General features: G+C 68.0%; 16 protein-coding genes and 1 other RNA gene. 9 read left to right on the forward strand and 8 right to left on the reverse strand.

The window, feature by feature from the left end; genetic code table 11:
* Positions 1-246: 246 nt before the first annotated feature.
* From HLH25_RS15245 to HLH25_RS15265, 5 genes are all read right to left on the reverse strand, one after another.
* Positions 247-1,062 (reverse strand): TIGR00282 family metallophosphoesterase, encoded by an 816-nt coding sequence (locus HLH25_RS15245; RefSeq protein ID WP_114726293.1) that lies wholly within the window; start codon positions 1,060-1,062, stop codon positions 247-249.
* A gap of 164 nt (positions 1,063-1,226) precedes the next feature.
* Positions 1,227-1,823, reverse strand: coding sequence for a 5-formyltetrahydrofolate cyclo-ligase (locus HLH25_RS15250; protein WP_182974890.1), 597 nt, complete (start codon positions 1,821-1,823; stop codon positions 1,227-1,229).
* A non-coding RNA gene (gene ssrS, locus HLH25_RS15255) (6S RNA) lies at positions 1,810-1,966 on the reverse strand. The genes HLH25_RS15250 and ssrS overlap by 14 nt, the downstream gene beginning before the upstream one ends.
* Before the next feature lie 9 nt (positions 1,967-1,975).
* Positions 1,976-2,317, reverse strand: a complete 342-nt coding sequence (locus tag HLH25_RS15260) for a cell division protein ZapA (protein ID WP_114726291.1) — start codon at positions 2,315-2,317, stop codon at positions 1,976-1,978.
* Between the two features lie 3 nt (positions 2,318-2,320).
* Entirely contained in the window at positions 2,321-2,560 is a 240-nt protein-coding gene (locus HLH25_RS15265; RefSeq protein ID WP_182974944.1) for a hypothetical protein, read from the reverse strand.
* Between the two features lie 150 nt (positions 2,561-2,710).
* Here HLH25_RS15265 and HLH25_RS15270 point away from each other — a divergent pair, with 150 nt between their 5' ends.
* Complete coding sequence (locus HLH25_RS15270) at positions 2,711-3,181, forward strand: hypothetical protein (RefSeq protein ID WP_182974891.1); 471 nt, start codon at positions 2,711-2,713, stop codon at positions 3,179-3,181.
* A 10-nt stretch (positions 3,182-3,191) separates the two neighbouring features.
* Positions 3,192-3,818: a thiamine phosphate synthase gene (thiE, locus tag HLH25_RS15275; RefSeq protein WP_182974892.1), complete on the forward strand. Its 627-nt coding sequence runs from the start codon at positions 3,192-3,194 to the stop codon at positions 3,816-3,818.
* Between the two features lie 42 nt (positions 3,819-3,860).
* On the opposite strand, the gene HLH25_RS15280 is transcribed toward thiE, so the two are convergent.
* From HLH25_RS15280 to epmA, 3 genes are all read right to left on the reverse strand, one after another.
* The gene (locus HLH25_RS15280; protein WP_182974893.1) at positions 3,861-4,526 is read right to left on the reverse strand and encodes a fasciclin domain-containing protein; all 666 of its coding nucleotides are present in this window, start codon (positions 4,524-4,526) and stop codon (positions 3,861-3,863) included.
* A 63-nt stretch (positions 4,527-4,589) separates the two neighbouring features.
* The gene (locus HLH25_RS15285) at positions 4,590-5,030 is read right to left on the reverse strand and encodes a hypothetical protein (RefSeq protein ID WP_182974894.1); all 441 of its coding nucleotides are present in this window, start codon (positions 5,028-5,030) and stop codon (positions 4,590-4,592) included.
* A gap of 111 nt (positions 5,031-5,141) precedes the next feature.
* Entirely contained in the window at positions 5,142-6,188 is a 1,047-nt protein-coding gene (epmA, locus tag HLH25_RS15290) for an EF-P lysine aminoacylase EpmA (protein WP_182974895.1), read from the reverse strand.
* Between the two features lie 47 nt (positions 6,189-6,235).
* Between epmA and HLH25_RS15295 the strand changes: the two genes are divergently transcribed.
* From HLH25_RS15295 to HLH25_RS15325, 7 genes are all read left to right on the forward strand, one after another.
* Positions 6,236-7,345 carry a lysine-2,3-aminomutase-like protein gene (locus HLH25_RS15295; protein ID WP_182974896.1) on the forward strand — a complete coding sequence of 370 codons (1,110 nt, stop codon included), beginning with the start codon at positions 6,236-6,238 and terminating at the stop codon, positions 7,343-7,345.
* 39 nt (positions 7,346-7,384) lie between these two features.
* On the forward strand, positions 7,385-7,951 hold the full coding sequence (efp, locus tag HLH25_RS15300; protein ID WP_114726285.1) for an elongation factor P: 567 nt from the start codon (positions 7,385-7,387) through the stop codon (positions 7,949-7,951).
* 131 nt (positions 7,952-8,082) lie between these two features.
* A complete protein-coding gene (locus HLH25_RS15305; RefSeq protein ID WP_182974945.1) occupies positions 8,083-8,913 on the forward strand; it encodes an inositol monophosphatase family protein in 831 nt (276 codons plus the stop codon).
* 92 nt (positions 8,914-9,005) lie between these two features.
* The gene (locus HLH25_RS15310; protein ID WP_182974897.1) at positions 9,006-9,812 is read left to right on the forward strand and encodes an OmpA family protein; all 807 of its coding nucleotides are present in this window, start codon (positions 9,006-9,008) and stop codon (positions 9,810-9,812) included.
* Positions 9,809-10,894 (forward strand): flagellar motor protein MotA, encoded by a 1,086-nt coding sequence (locus HLH25_RS15315; protein ID WP_182974898.1) that lies wholly within the window; start codon positions 9,809-9,811, stop codon positions 10,892-10,894. The genes HLH25_RS15310 and HLH25_RS15315 overlap by 4 nt, the downstream gene beginning before the upstream one ends.
* A gap of 27 nt (positions 10,895-10,921) precedes the next feature.
* On the forward strand, positions 10,922-11,893 hold the full coding sequence (locus tag HLH25_RS15320) for a peptidoglycan -binding protein (RefSeq protein WP_182974899.1): 972 nt from the start codon (positions 10,922-10,924) through the stop codon (positions 11,891-11,893).
* The gene (locus HLH25_RS15325; protein ID WP_182974900.1) at positions 11,893-13,188 is read left to right on the forward strand and encodes a lipopolysaccharide biosynthesis protein; all 1,296 of its coding nucleotides are present in this window, start codon (positions 11,893-11,895) and stop codon (positions 13,186-13,188) included. Before HLH25_RS15320 ends, HLH25_RS15325 begins: the two co-directional genes overlap by 1 nt.
* Positions 13,189-13,250 lie beyond the last annotated feature (62 nt).

Raw genomic sequence — 13,250 nt, forward strand, 5'->3', positions numbered from 1 at the left:
CCGCGTCCCGCCGCGTGCCTGCGCTCATCGCCATGCGCGATAGGATGCGCGCCAAGGGCAAGGCACCCAAGACCATCCTTATCGCCATCGCACGCCAGCTTCTCGTCATCCCCAATGCCATGATCCAGAAAGGTCAGACTTTGCAGATCACATGATCAACACAGTTGCCCCCAAGCGGTCATGTAGCCCGATCATCACACCACGGAAAATGGGCACCGACCATCCGAGCCCATTTCCGCCCCAAACTCAGAAATCCGGCATCGTCGGCGCCAGCAAGCCGCCAATCCGCAACGGTGCCATCCGACGAGCCAACCCGGTAGCATCATCGGTTTCCACCATCATGCCCGCCACCGTCGCCACCCCTTCAGCCGGCTGCAACCGCTCGCCGGGCATCCGCCGCAGAAAGCGCGCGATCGCCGCATCCTTGCCCATGCCGATCACGCTGTCATAATCGCCGCACATGCCCGCATCGGTCTGATAGGCCGTGCCGGCGGGCAGAATGCGGTGGTCGGCCGTAGGCGTATGAGTATGGGTGCCCACCACCAGCGAAGCCCGGCCATCCAGCACATGCCCCATCGCCCATTTCTCGCTCGACGCCTCGGCGTGGATATCCACCACCACCGCATGCACCGTCACCCCCAGGCGATGCCGCGCCATGATGTCGGTCACAGCGCGAAACGGATCGTCCAGCGCCTCCATGAACTGGCGCCCCATGACGTTGATCACCAACGCCTTGCGCCCATCCACCAGTTCCACCACCACGCTGCCCTGCCCCGGCGTGCCGGGCGGATAATTGGCCGGGCGAATAATGCGCGGCTCCGCATCGATCTGGCCAACGAGGTCCTTGCGATCCCACGCATGGTTCCCCAGCGTCACGACATCGACGCCGGCCGCGAACAGATCGCGGGCAATGGCCAGTGAAAGACCGAACCCATGGCTGGCATTCTCACCGTTCACCACCACCAGGTCCAGGCGCAGGTCCCGCCGCAGATTGGGCACCACCTCTGTTACCGCTTCGCGCCCCGTGCGGCCGACAATATCGCCCAGAAACAAGATCCGCACCCGTCTTTCCTTCTTCCGCTTTGTGCCGTCTCTCCTTCTTTTTCTGAAGAAAAAGAAGCAAAAAGACTTTTATCCGTTTTGGGCAATCGCAAGCCGCACGCAAAAGGCTCCCAAACAGATCAAAAGTTTTTTGGTTCTTTTTTCCAAAAAAGAACGGAAACCCCTCACACCCGAATCACGTCCCGTTCCGTCACGATCACCGGCAACGGAACATCATACGGCCCCACCGGCACCGCCGGCACTTCCTGCGCCGACAGGCCGAAGCCCACCGCCGGCACGCCGGGCAGTTCCGCCAGCGTGCGGTCGTAATACCCGCCCCCATATCCCAGCCGGAACCCCCGCCTGTCAAAACCCAGCAGCGGAACGAACACCAGATCCGGCCGCGCAACCTCACCATCAGGATGCAGCGTACCAAAACGACCGGAGCACATCGTCGCCTCCGGGCTCCAGCGATGGAAGCTCAGAGGCTGCCCGCGCGGCGGCGTCCGGGGCAGCAGCACACCGTAACCATCCCCATGCAGGCTGGCGCACAGGCCGCGCAGATCCACCTCGCCAGGCAACGGCCACACGGCGGCGACACACCTCCCCGGCTTCAGCACGGCGCGAACATGTTCCCGCATCCGGCGGCACAACGCGGCGCCGGCCTCCGGCGCCGCCATGCGGACACCACGCAAATACCGGCGCAACTCGGCTTTCGCCTCTACCAGCGCGGGCGGATCAGAGGGGGGAAAATCGGAGACAGGAATGTGCGGAGCCACCATGGCCGTTGGTCTTTCAGCCCTCCCGGACCTGCTCACGCAGGTGGGCGCCAGATAACATGACCAGGATCACGCCAGAGCCAGCTCCCTAAGGAAGTGCTTATCGGCCCAGGGGTTGAGTTGCCTGACGAACCCGGCAGCCCCGCCCATCCTATCTAGGGATGTTCGAGCGTCGCCGCAATGCTCTCGGCGCGTTCGACCAGCAGGGCAAGCTGCTCGCGCCGCCGATCGTTCTCCACCCGCGCCTGCCGGCCCTCGGCAAGCTGCCGCGCGGTATCCGCCGGCATCTTCTCGACCGACAGATCATGGATCTCGTCGGCCATCAGCAGGGCCGCGAGCGCCAGGATCCGGGCCTCGCCGCTCTGGCCGCCGATGGCGCGGATATGCTCGATCCGACGCTCGACCTCCAGCGCCATGGCCTGAAGATGCCGCTCCTGGCCGTCCTTGCAGCCGACGACATAGGCATAGCCGTTGATTCGGACCGTAACCTGCGCCATGGCTCAGCCCTCCCCCATCGCGTCGATATCCTCGTCGGGGCCCAGCACGTCGCGAACCCGCGCGATCAACGCATCGATATTCGCCGCCAGCGTCTGGAGATCAGGCGCCGCAGCCACCGCCTCATGCCGGCGATCCAAGGCAAAGGCGATACGGTTCAATGCCTGCTCCAGCCGGTCTGCGGGATCACTCGCTCCCCAGGCAGCCGGGCTGTCCGATCCTTCAACATGCCCCAAGGTCGTCATTCCCGTCACTCGACGTCTCAATCCCCGCCCGGCTCCGCATATCGGCAGCGTTCCGTCATGCATAACCCGCATGACGCGCATGCCGATCCACTTTTCCGGACAGACACTCACTCTTGAACTGATCGCCCGCACGCGGTTCAACGTCAAGCAATGATCCATCCCCCGCCCCCACCGCGCGTCTTCGTCGTCGCCTCGGCGGTGGAGATCCGCGCCGTTCTGGCCGTGCTGCCCGCACAAGAAACGCCCGACAGACCGGGCTGCACCCTCCTGTCGCCGGCCGATGCAGGCTGTTTCATGGGGCCCGCCTGGTGGCGCGCATTACTGGCCGAAACCGGCGTCACTTTTCCCGCCTTCCTCGATTGCGGCACCGCCGCCGGCCGCGCCGCGGAAGCACTGGGGCTGGGCCTGCGCCACATCGTGCTGCACGGCACCGGGCGCCAGGCGGACACGATCCACCTGCTCGCCCAATCACTGGGCGCGCGCTGCCTTCCGCACCGTCCGCCTCACCATGTGGTGGGGCCCGCCCCGTCACCGGAACGCCTGCGGGCCTATCTCTCCGGCATAGATCACCCGCCAATACGCGCCTGCCCCCCTGTCATCACACCGCACGGCACCGTATGATCGGCGCACGATGTATGATTGCCAGCTTTATCTCGTCACTCCCCCGACCCTCGACCCGGTCGCGTTCGCGCCGGATCTGGCGCGCGCGCTCGATGCCGGCCCGGTCGCCGCCGTGCAGTTGCGCCTGAAGGACGTACCCGACGATACGATCCTGCGCGCGATCGACATCCTGCGCCCGGTGGCGCAGGAACGCGACGTCGCGTTCATCCTGAACGACCGGCCCGACCTGGCCTGCCGCAGCGGCTGCGACGGCGCGCATGTCGGCGGTGAGGACATGGATGCCGCCGCCGCCCGCACCCTGCTGGGCGACCGATTGCAACTGGGCGTGTCCTGCTACGACAGCCGCGACCTGGCGATGCGCGCGGGCGAAGCCGGGGCGGATTACGTGGCGTTCGGCGCGTTCTTCCCCTCGGTCTCGAAGGAAACCGACATCCGCGCCTCCGTGGAACTGCTGACATGGTGGAGCACGATGATGGAACTGCCGGTCGTGGCCATCGGCGGCATCACGGCCGATAATTGCGCGCCCCTGGTACGAGCCGGCGCCGATTTCCTGGCGGTGATCAGCGCCGTCTGGTCGCATCCCGAAGGCCCCGCGGCCGGCGTGCGTGCCATGAACGCGGCGATAAACGCCGCCTGAAAGCCGGTAGAGGCCAGAAACAGAAGCCGCTGGCGCTCAGGCTCAGGCAGGCGCCAGCAGCGAACTGGTCAGATACAGCACGCCGTTGGATTGCGGCACACCGTCAATCCAGATCGGCGCCACCCGCCCGGCCCCGTCCGACAACACCAGCCGTCCCGCCGCATCCCGCCCGACCAGCACCGTCCCGCCGGCAACCGTCGGCAGGCTGACCCGGTTGCCGGGCGTCTCGGCGACCAACTGGCGCAGACGCGCCGCCGGATACGCACCGCGCACGATGCTGTAGGCGAGCGCCTGTCGCAGCACCGCCGGGGCCGGTATCCCGCCCGAGGGCGCGGCTCCATGCGCGAACTGCTCCATCGGCAGGTTGGGCACGGCAAACACGGTAAACGGCCCGGCCTCGCGCAAGGGCGCCATCATCCCGGCGAGGTCCAAAGCCCGCGTGTAATCAGCCAGTTCGATACTGCCGCGCAGGCTCTCGTTCAGGGGCCGGTCGCGATAGACCGGCGTATCGGGCGCGCCATAGGCCACCCGACTGTCCGGCCGCCCCTGATCCAGCGCCGGCGTGTAACTATGTTCGACCGAAATGGTGGGGATGGCCGCCGCCCGGCTGTCGCCGCGCACCAGAAAGGCGTCCTGGCGCGAAGCCGGCGCACACGCCACGACCGAGCACGCCATCAGGCAGACCGTCACACTGCGCGGCACACGCATTCCCACCCCCTCGCGGGGCGAACCAGCGCCACCCCGTCGTCATGCCGCCTCAGCGGGCGGCGATCAGCATCCATCTCCGCGCATCGTCCAGCCCGATACGCGGCCGGCGATAATCTCGAACGTCGTCTGGCAGGTGCTGGTATAGACGGTACCGCCCATGCCACCCCAGCCGCCGCCCCAACCGGGGCCGCCCCAGCCACCACCCCAGCCGCCTCCCCAGCCACCGCCCCAACCGCCCCAGCCGCCGCCCCAGCCAGGACCACCGCCCCAACCCCAGCCCCAGCCTCCGGCACCGGGCGAGTAGTTGGTTTCGCTGTCGATATAAGCCAGGAAATTATGACCCTGGGCCTCATACGAGCGCGTGGGCACGCCGAAGGTGCGGATCACGTCCACTTCACCCCGGCCAACCATCGAGTTGAGCAGCTTCCGCTGCTCGGGAGAGGGAACCTCACACGCCGTCAGGGCGAGCAGGACAGCCAGCGGTAGGAGCGAGAGGTATTTCATGATCCGGGTTACCGATCTACAGGACAGAATTTATCAGGGCGTTAACGTAGCATCATGGCCATGACCTATGAATTGGGGACGAAATTACAAATATTTCAACCCGTCCCGGCGTCAGGCCAGCCATAAAATGTCATTTATGCGGGTCGTCCCCGCCGCCAACATGACCAGCCGGTCGAATCCCAGCGCAATACCCGCGCAGGGCGGCAGATGCGCCAGCGCCGCCAGCAGCGCCTCGTCCATCGGCCAGTCCAGTTCGGGCACGGCGGCATACAGCGCCGCCCGCCGCGTCCGGTCGTCCACGAAGCGCCGGCGCTGCTCGACCGGGTCGGTCAGTTCCTCGAACGCATTCGCCAGTTCCATGCCGGCGGCATAAAGCTCGAAACGCAGCGCGGTGCGCGGATCATCCGGATCGCGACGCGCCAGCGCCGCCTGACTGGCCGGCCAGTGGGTCAGAAATGTCGGGCGATCCCGGCCGATCGCCGGCTCCACCCGCTCCATCAGCAGGCGGAAGAACAGGTCCTCCCAGGTCTCGCCGTCCCGCAGGGCACACCCGGCGGCCATGGCCAGCGCACCGGCATCGCCCTCGGTCGGCAACAAATCCACCCCCGCGTGCCGGGCAAAGGCCTCCTGCATCGTCAGGCGCTCGAACGGCCCATCGACCCGCAGGGGCACGGAGTCCGCCAGCCCGCCGGGCGGCACGAACACCGGGGGCAGCACGGCGCGCAGCAGCGCCTCGGTCTCGTCCATCAGCGCCGAGAGCGACGCACCGGGCCGATACCATTCCAGCATGGTGAATTCGGCGGCATGAAGATGGCTACCCTCCTCATTGCGCCAGACCCGCGCCATCTGAAACACCGGCAGCCCGGTCGCGGCGACGATCCGCTTCATCGCGAATTCGGGGCTGGTGTGCAGGAACAGCGCCTCGCGGGTGCCGTCATGATGCCGCCGTTCGGTGCGGAACACTTTCAGATGCACTTCCTCACCCGGCGTCGGCACCGCATAAGGTGTATCGACCTCCAGATAGCCCCGCGCGTCGAAGAAGGCGCGAACCCCACGCGCCACCAGTGCCCGCCGCCGCAGCAGCGGCAGCCGCCCGGCAATGCGGTCGGGGTCGCGATCCGGCGCGGAAAAAGGGGCAGAACCGCCGCCGTCGGTCATGAAGGACTCCTGTTGCGGGACGAACACCGGTCGAGTAGAGCCAGCCGATGACACGATCGGTCAACCATCCCCAGGACGATTTCACCCCGCCGACGGGCCGGACGCTGCGCGACATCCCCGCACTGGTCGCCGCCGGGCTGGTCCCTCCGGATGCCGCCCCGGCGCTGGAAGAGGTGGCCCGGCAATACGCCACCGCCATCCCCCCCGCCTTCGCCGCGCTGATCGAACGACCCGACGACCCGATCGGCCTGCAAGTCATCCCCGATGCCGCCGAACTGGCCGTCGCCCCCCATGAACACGCGGACCCTATCGGCGACGACGCCCTGTCGCCGGTGCCCGGCATCGTCCACCGCTACGCCGACCGCGCGCTGCTCAAGCCCCTGCTGGTCTGCCCGCTCTATTGCCGCTTCTGCTTCCGGCGCGAACATGTCGGCCCCGACGGCGGCGTGCTGGACGACGCCGCCCTGGCCCGCGCGCTGGACTGGCTGCGCGACCACCCCGCCATCCGCGAAGTGATCCTCACCGGCGGCGACCCGCTGATGCTGTCCCCCCGCCGCCTGCGCCAGATCGTCCAGGCGCTCGACGCCATGCCCCACGTCACGACGATCCGCATCCACAGCCGGGTGCCCGTCGCCGACCCCGCCCGCATCACCGACGAACTGGCCGATGCGATGCAGACCGACCGCGCAATGTGGGTGGTCATGCACGCCAACCATGCCAGCGAATTCACCCCGGCCGCCCGCGCGGCCCTGCGCCGCATCCAGGCACGGGCGATCCCCATCCTGGGCCAGTCGGTCCTGCTGCGCGGCGTCAATGACAGCGTGGCGGCGCTGGAGGGGTTGTTCCGCGCGATGGTCGAGGCCAGGGTAAAACCCTATTATCTGCACCAGCTCGACCCCGCCCCCGGCACCGCGCGCTTCCATGTGCCGATCGCCGAGGGCCAGCGCCTGCTGGCGGGCCTGCGCGGCCGGGTGACGGGCCTCGCATGGCCCACCTACACGCTCGACATTCCGGGCGGCCACGGCAAGGTGCCGCTGGGGCCGGACTATCTGGAAGCCGGGGAAGACGGCCCCATGGTCCGCGATCCGGCGGGCGGCCGCCACAAACTCGCCGCTGAATCCGCGCCCAACCTTGCCCTCGGCGCCCGAGAGCGTTAGAAGCCCGCCTTCCATACCCATAGTCAGACAGGGCCCACCATGAAACAGCAGGCGAACCTGATCCGTGCCGGACAGGTCATCGAGCACGAAGGCCGTCGCTGGACCGTCCTGAAGCAGCAGATCATCACCCCCGGCAAGGGCGGCGCCTTCATCCAGGTGGAGATGCGCGACCTCAAGACGGGCAACAAGACCAACGAACGCTGGCGCACCGCCGACACCGTCGAACGTCTGATGACCGAGGAAAAGGAATACACCTATTCCTACATGGACGGCGACAACGTCGTGCTGATGGACCCGGAAACGTTCGAGCAGACGCTGATCCCGCTGGACCTCCTGGGCGACCAGGCCCCGTTCCTGCAGGACAACATGACGCTGGTGATCAACCTGGTCGAGGGCGACCCGGTGGGCGTGCAGCTTCCCGCGCAGGTGACGCTGGAAATCGTCGAGGCCGATCCGGTCGTGAAGGGCCAGACCGCCAGCTCGTCCTACAAGCCGGCGAAGCTGTCGAACGGCGTCAAGACCATGGTGCCCCCGTTCATCGAAGCCGGCGAGCGTATCGTCGTCCGCACGGAAGACGCCAGCTACGTGGAACGCGCGAAGGGCTGAAGCCCCCGCGCAGCCCCATGGCATGCCCATGGGGCCGCGTTTTTTTCGTTACACAGAACATCTTTGCGTGATGAGGTGGCGTCCCCGTCATCCCGACCCGCTCCAGCCAGACAGGACCGATCGCCGTGGCCATGCGACTCTCTCCCCATATGACGGTGATGCAGAACGCGGCCCAGAAGGCCGCGCGGCGCCTGCTCCGTGACTTCAACGAGGTCGAGCAGCTTCAGGTCAGCATCAAGGGCCCCGGCGATTTCGTCTCGCAGGCCGACCTGCGCGCCGAAGCCGCGATCCGCGAGGAACTGGAGCGCGCCCGCCCCGGCTACGCCTTCCTGATGGAAGAAAGCGGTGCCTCGGGCAGCGACAACTGGACGTGGCGCTGGATCGTCGATCCGCTGGACGGCACCACCAACTTCCTGCACGGCATCCCGCACTGGGCGATCTCGATCGCCCTGCAACGCCGCCTGCCCGACGGCACGATCGAACTGGCGGCGGCGCTGGTCTACAATCCCGCCGCCAACGAGACCTTCTGGGCCGAAAAGGGCGTGGGCGCATTCCTCAACGAGCGCCGCATCCGCGTCTCGGCCCGCCGTGACATGCACGAGGCCCTGTTCGCCACCGGCATTCCCTTCGCCAAGGTCCCGGCCCAGCGCCGCCTGCCCTTCGCCCGCACGCTGGGCGCGCTGATGCCGCAGGTCGCGGGCATCCGCCGCTTCGGCGCGGCGGCGCTCGATCTCGCCTGGGTAGCCGCCGGCCGGTACGAAGGCTTCTGGGAACTGGGCCTGAAACCGTGGGACTGCGCGGCCGGCCTGCTGCTGGTGCGCGAGGCCGGCGGCTACGCCACCGATCCCGATGGCGCCGACCTCAACGACATGGGCGATTCGGTCAATGTCGTGGCCGGCAACGCCCAGTTGCATGGCAAACTGCGCGAACTGGTTGCCGAGAGCCTGACGGCACGGCCCTGAACCCCGCCGCTTCCGCGACGAGGCGCTTTCAAAGCCCTCGTCGCACTCCGCCTCTTCGGCCCGCGTGCGATCTGGTCTAGGCTGCCCCGACCATGCCTGATATCCGCCCCGCACTCCCCTCGCGCTCCGGCCCGCACCGCCGGGCAGGCTCCCGTGCCACGCTCGCAACACTCGCGGCACTTGGCGGACTGGCCTTCCCCTCGGCGCACGCGCAGGTCACGACCGACGACAGCGCGCTCTCCGCCCTGCCGGCAACCAAGGTATCCAGGCCCGCCCCGCACGCCCCGGCCACCAGACCCGCCGCTCCGTCGGCTCCGTCCGCCACCACACCTGCGCCGACCCGGCCCGCGCCGGCCCATGCCGCCCCGCCCCCGACCATACCCGCCGCCCCGCCACCGCCGCCGGTCATCCGGCCGCCCGTGGTCGATGTCCCGCTCCACCCGCCCGCACCGCCGCCGGAAGTCCCGGCGAAGCCCGACGCCCAGGGCAGCGTCACCGACCGACCCGGCGGCCTGCGCCTTATCTTCGCGGCCGGCAGTACCGACATGAACGCGGCGATGATCGACGGGGTGAAACGCTTCGCCGCCACCCTGTTGCAGGCGCCCTACGCGCGGGCCGAAATCGACGCCACAGCCTCCGGCGCCGCCGACGACGTCTCCACCCCCCGGCGGCTGTCGCTGGCACGCGGCCTCGCGATCCGCTCGATCCTGATCCATGCCGGGGTCGCCACGACGCGGATCTACGTCCGCGCGATCGGCGTGCCCGCTCCCGCAACGGCAAAAGGATCAGACAGCCCGAACGAAACGTCCCCGGATCATGTTGACGTGACCCGGTCGGATATGGTCGCCTCTGCGCCACCGCCTTCCCCCGCCCCTTCGGAGCAGCGTTCCGCACCGTGACCCAGCCGACAACCTATCTCCTGCGTATCGTCCTGTTCCTCACGGTCGTCGTGCTGGCAGCCGGCGCGCTCGGGCGCATGCTGTACACCGCCTTCTTCAACAACCCGATCCTGGACGGGCTGATCCTGGGCATCCTCGCCCTGGGCATCGTCTGGAACATCCGCATGGTCCTGCGGCTGATCCCCGAGGTCCGCTGGGTGGAAACGCTGCGCCAGCCGCGCGCCGGCCTGGCCCAGCCCACCCCGCCGACCCTGCTGGCGCCGATGGCATCCATGCTGGCCACGCGCAACCGTTCCGACCGCCTGGTCCTGTCCACCCCCGCGATGCAGTCGATGCTCGACAGCCTCTCCTCGCGCCTCGACGAGGGGCGGGAACTGTCGCGCTACATGACCAACCTGCTGATCTTCCTCGGCCTGCTGGGCACGTTCTACGGCCTGCTGCTGACGATCTGGTCGATCGCCGACGTCATCACCAGCCTGTCGGTCGGCTCGGGCGACCTGAACGCGATGTTCGACCAGTTGAAGACCGGCCTGGCCAAGCCGCTGCACGGCATGGGCACCGCCTTCTCGGGCTCGATGTTCGGCTTGGCCAGCGCCCTGGTGCTGGGCTTCCTGGACCTGACGGCGGGACAGGCGCAGAACCGCTTCTTCAACGAGCTGGAAGAATGGCTGGCCGGCCTGACCCGCATCGGTTCCGCCATCGGCACCGGCGATGGCGCCGATGCCGGCATTCCCGTCTACGTCCAGGCATTGCTGGAACAGACCGCCGAAAACCTGGAAAAACTGCAAGCCCTGATCGCGCGCGGCGAGGAAGGCCGGCACCAGCAGCAGGCCCTGCTGGTCAGCCTGAACGACCGGATCGGCGTCATGACCGAGACGATGCGCGCCAGCCACGTCCTGATGCAGCGCATGGCCGAGGATTCGGGCCAGCAGCAATTGCGCGGCATTGAAGCCCAGTTGACCCGCATCCTGTCGGACATGGAGCAGGGCCGCACCCAGATCGCCACCGACATCCGCGGCGACCTGCGCCTGCTCACGCGCACCATCGCGGCATCCGCCCCCGCCGGCGCGCGCGCGCCCTGATCGCCCCCGGCTTCGCGAGGTAACAGCATGGCACGCCGCCGCCGCCAGACCCATTCCGGCCTGGACGCCTGGCCGGGATATGTGGACGCCCTGTCCACCCTGCTGATGGTCGTCATCTTCGTTCTGCTGGTCTTCGTGCTGGGGCAGGCGTTCCTGTCCGTGGTGCTGGCCAAGCGCCAGCAGGCGATGGAGCAGTTGACGCAGCAGGTCAGCAAACTGAACGACATGCTGGCGCTGGAACAGAACCGCAGCCACACGCTCCAGCTCTCGGTCGCCTCGCTGCGTTCCGCGCACGACAAGGACGTGGCGATGGCCTCGTCGCTCACCGCCCAGGTGTCCCAACTGACCGCCGAGCGCGACACGCTCTCCCAGGCCAGCCAGCAGCAGGTCGCCGCCCTCAGCACGCAGCTCGACGAACTCCGCCGGCAACTCGGCGCGGCGATGATGGTGCTGGACATCTCCCAGCAGCAGATCCACGACCGCGACCACAAGATCGACGATCTGGGGCAGAAGCTGAACGTGGCCCTGGCCGACAAGGTCGAGCAGTTGCAGCGCTACCGGTCGGAATTCTTCGGCCGCCTGCGCGACATCCTGAAGAACCAGGACGGCGTGCAGATCGTGGGCGACCGCTTCGTGTTCCAGAGCGAGGTGCTGTTCCCCCCCGGCAGCGCCGACCTGTCACCCAAGGGCGTGGCCGAGATCCGCACCCTCGCCCGCACCTTCCGCCAGGTTTCCAGCCAGATCCCCACCTCCATCCCCTGGATAATGCGGGTGGACGGCCACGCCGACCGCCAGCCGATCCACAGCGCCTTCGCCAGCAACTGGGAGCTGTCGACAGCGCGCGCGATCACCGTGGTCAAGCTGCTGATCGCGGAAGGCATCAGCCCCCAGCATCTGGCCGCGACCGGCTTCGCCGATTTCCAGCCGCTGGACAATCACGATACCCAGGCAGCCTATGCCCGCAACCGGCGTATCGAGTTCCGCCTGACCGACCGCTAGTGTCCGCCGCCGCACCGGGGCAGATCGCCCGGATTTTCCGCAACACCGGCTACCTGCTGGGCGGCAAGGGGATGGCCGGCGTGCTCGGCTTCCTCACCACCGCGCTGGTCGTGCGCGCGCTGGGGCTGGAGCAATATGGCGCGCTGCTGCTGATCCATTCCTGCGCCTCGTCCTTCTCGGTCGCCACGCGCTTCCAGTCCTGGCAGCCGCTGCTGCATTTCGGCAATGCGCTGTTCGCCCGTGGCGAACAGACGCGCTTTCAGACCCTGCTGCGCCACTGCATCATGCTGGACGCCCTCGGCGCCACGGCCGGCACCATCCTGGCCCTGATCGGGGTCGCCACCTTCGGCCATATCTTCGGCTGGTCGCCCGCCACCCAGGGGCCAGCGCTCATCTACATGACCTCGGTCCTGTTCATGAACACCTGCTGGGCGCTCGGCATCCTGCGGTTGACCAACCGCTTCCGGCAATCCGCCCTGGCCGACCTGGCGCTCAACACGACCCGCCTGGTCGGCACGGTGCTGGGCCTGGGCCTGCACTGGCACCTGGGCGGCTTCATGGTCGTCTGGTACCTGGGCGTCGTCATGTCGTTCACGGCCAATTGCGGCACCGCCTGGGCGGCCGTCCGGCACACAGCCAGCCTGCGCGGCTTCCGGCTGTTCGGCCCGGCCTGGCGGACGGATTTCCACGGCATTTGGCGCCTGACACTCTCCACCAGCGGCAACCAGGCCCTCTCGGCCCTCACCTCGCGCGTCACCGTGCTGATCGTCGGGGCGGCGACCAATCCCGCCGCCGCCGCCATCTACAGCGTCACCTGGCATGTCTGCGACGCCCTGGCCCAGCCGGCGCAACTGCTCACCCCGGCTCTCTATCCCGAACTGATCCACCTGCGCGACCAGGGCGACCGCGCGGGCATGCGCCGCGTCATGTTCCGCATCTTCCAGGCGCTGGGCCTGTTTTCCGTCCTGGCGCTGGTGGTGGCGGCGACGATCGGCCCGTGGATATTCCACACCCTGCTGGCCGTCAGGACGAACGACCTGGCCTTGCTGATGGTCCTGACCACGGCCGCGATCCTCGATCTGTGGGATGTGCCGCTGGAACCGTTCCTGGTCTCGCTGGGCTATGCCCACCGCCTGTTCATCGGCCGCATCGCCGTCACCACGCTCTGCCTGCCGGTACTCTATGGCCTGGCGCGCCTGTGGGGCGTGAACGGAGCGGGCATCGCGACCCTGCTGGCCGAGGCCCTGATCCTGTCCACGCGCGTCATCCCCTTCCTCCGCCTGCGCCGCCCGTAAGCACCGAAGCGCAGGAAACGCGAGCCGGATCGCCACCGGCCCGCATCGACGGTCAGGCTTCC

The sequence above is a fragment of the Gluconacetobacter dulcium genome, from assembly GCF_014174165.1.
In the GTDB taxonomy this organism is placed as follows: Bacteria; Pseudomonadota; Alphaproteobacteria; order Acetobacterales; family Acetobacteraceae; genus Gluconacetobacter; species Gluconacetobacter dulcium.

What these genes read in the sequence shown, in the direction of transcription:
- HLH25_RS15250 (WP_182974890.1), bottom strand. Translation starts at nt 1,823, where the DNA reads ATGGTGGCTCCGCACATTCCTGTCTCCGATTTTCCCCCCTCTGATCCG.
- HLH25_RS15260 (WP_114726291.1), bottom strand. Translation starts at nt 2,317, where the DNA reads ATGGCGCAGGTTACGGTCCGAATCAACGGCTATGCCTATGTCGTCGGC.
- HLH25_RS15265 (WP_182974944.1), bottom strand. Translation starts at nt 2,560, where the DNA reads ATGACGACCTTGGGGCATGTTGAAGGATCGGACAGCCCGGCTGCCTGG.
- HLH25_RS15270 (WP_182974891.1), top strand. Translation starts at nt 2,711, where the DNA reads ATGATCCATCCCCCGCCCCCACCGCGCGTCTTCGTCGTCGCCTCGGCG.
- thiE (WP_182974892.1), top strand. Translation starts at nt 3,192, where the DNA reads ATGTATGATTGCCAGCTTTATCTCGTCACTCCCCCGACCCTCGACCCG.
- HLH25_RS15280 (WP_182974893.1), bottom strand. Translation starts at nt 4,526, where the DNA reads ATGCGTGTGCCGCGCAGTGTGACGGTCTGCCTGATGGCGTGCTCGGTC.
- HLH25_RS15285 (WP_182974894.1), bottom strand. Translation starts at nt 5,030, where the DNA reads ATGAAATACCTCTCGCTCCTACCGCTGGCTGTCCTGCTCGCCCTGACG.
- epmA (WP_182974895.1), bottom strand. Translation starts at nt 6,188, where the DNA reads ATGACCGACGGCGGCGGTTCTGCCCCTTTTTCCGCGCCGGATCGCGAC.
- HLH25_RS15295 (WP_182974896.1), top strand. Translation starts at nt 6,236, where the DNA reads ATGACACGATCGGTCAACCATCCCCAGGACGATTTCACCCCGCCGACG.
- efp (WP_114726285.1), top strand. Translation starts at nt 7,385, where the DNA reads ATGAAACAGCAGGCGAACCTGATCCGTGCCGGACAGGTCATCGAGCAC.
- HLH25_RS15305 (WP_182974945.1), top strand. Translation starts at nt 8,083, where the DNA reads ATGCGACTCTCTCCCCATATGACGGTGATGCAGAACGCGGCCCAGAAG.
- HLH25_RS15310 (WP_182974897.1), top strand. Translation starts at nt 9,006, where the DNA reads ATGCCTGATATCCGCCCCGCACTCCCCTCGCGCTCCGGCCCGCACCGC.
- HLH25_RS15320 (WP_182974899.1), top strand. Translation starts at nt 10,922, where the DNA reads ATGGCACGCCGCCGCCGCCAGACCCATTCCGGCCTGGACGCCTGGCCG.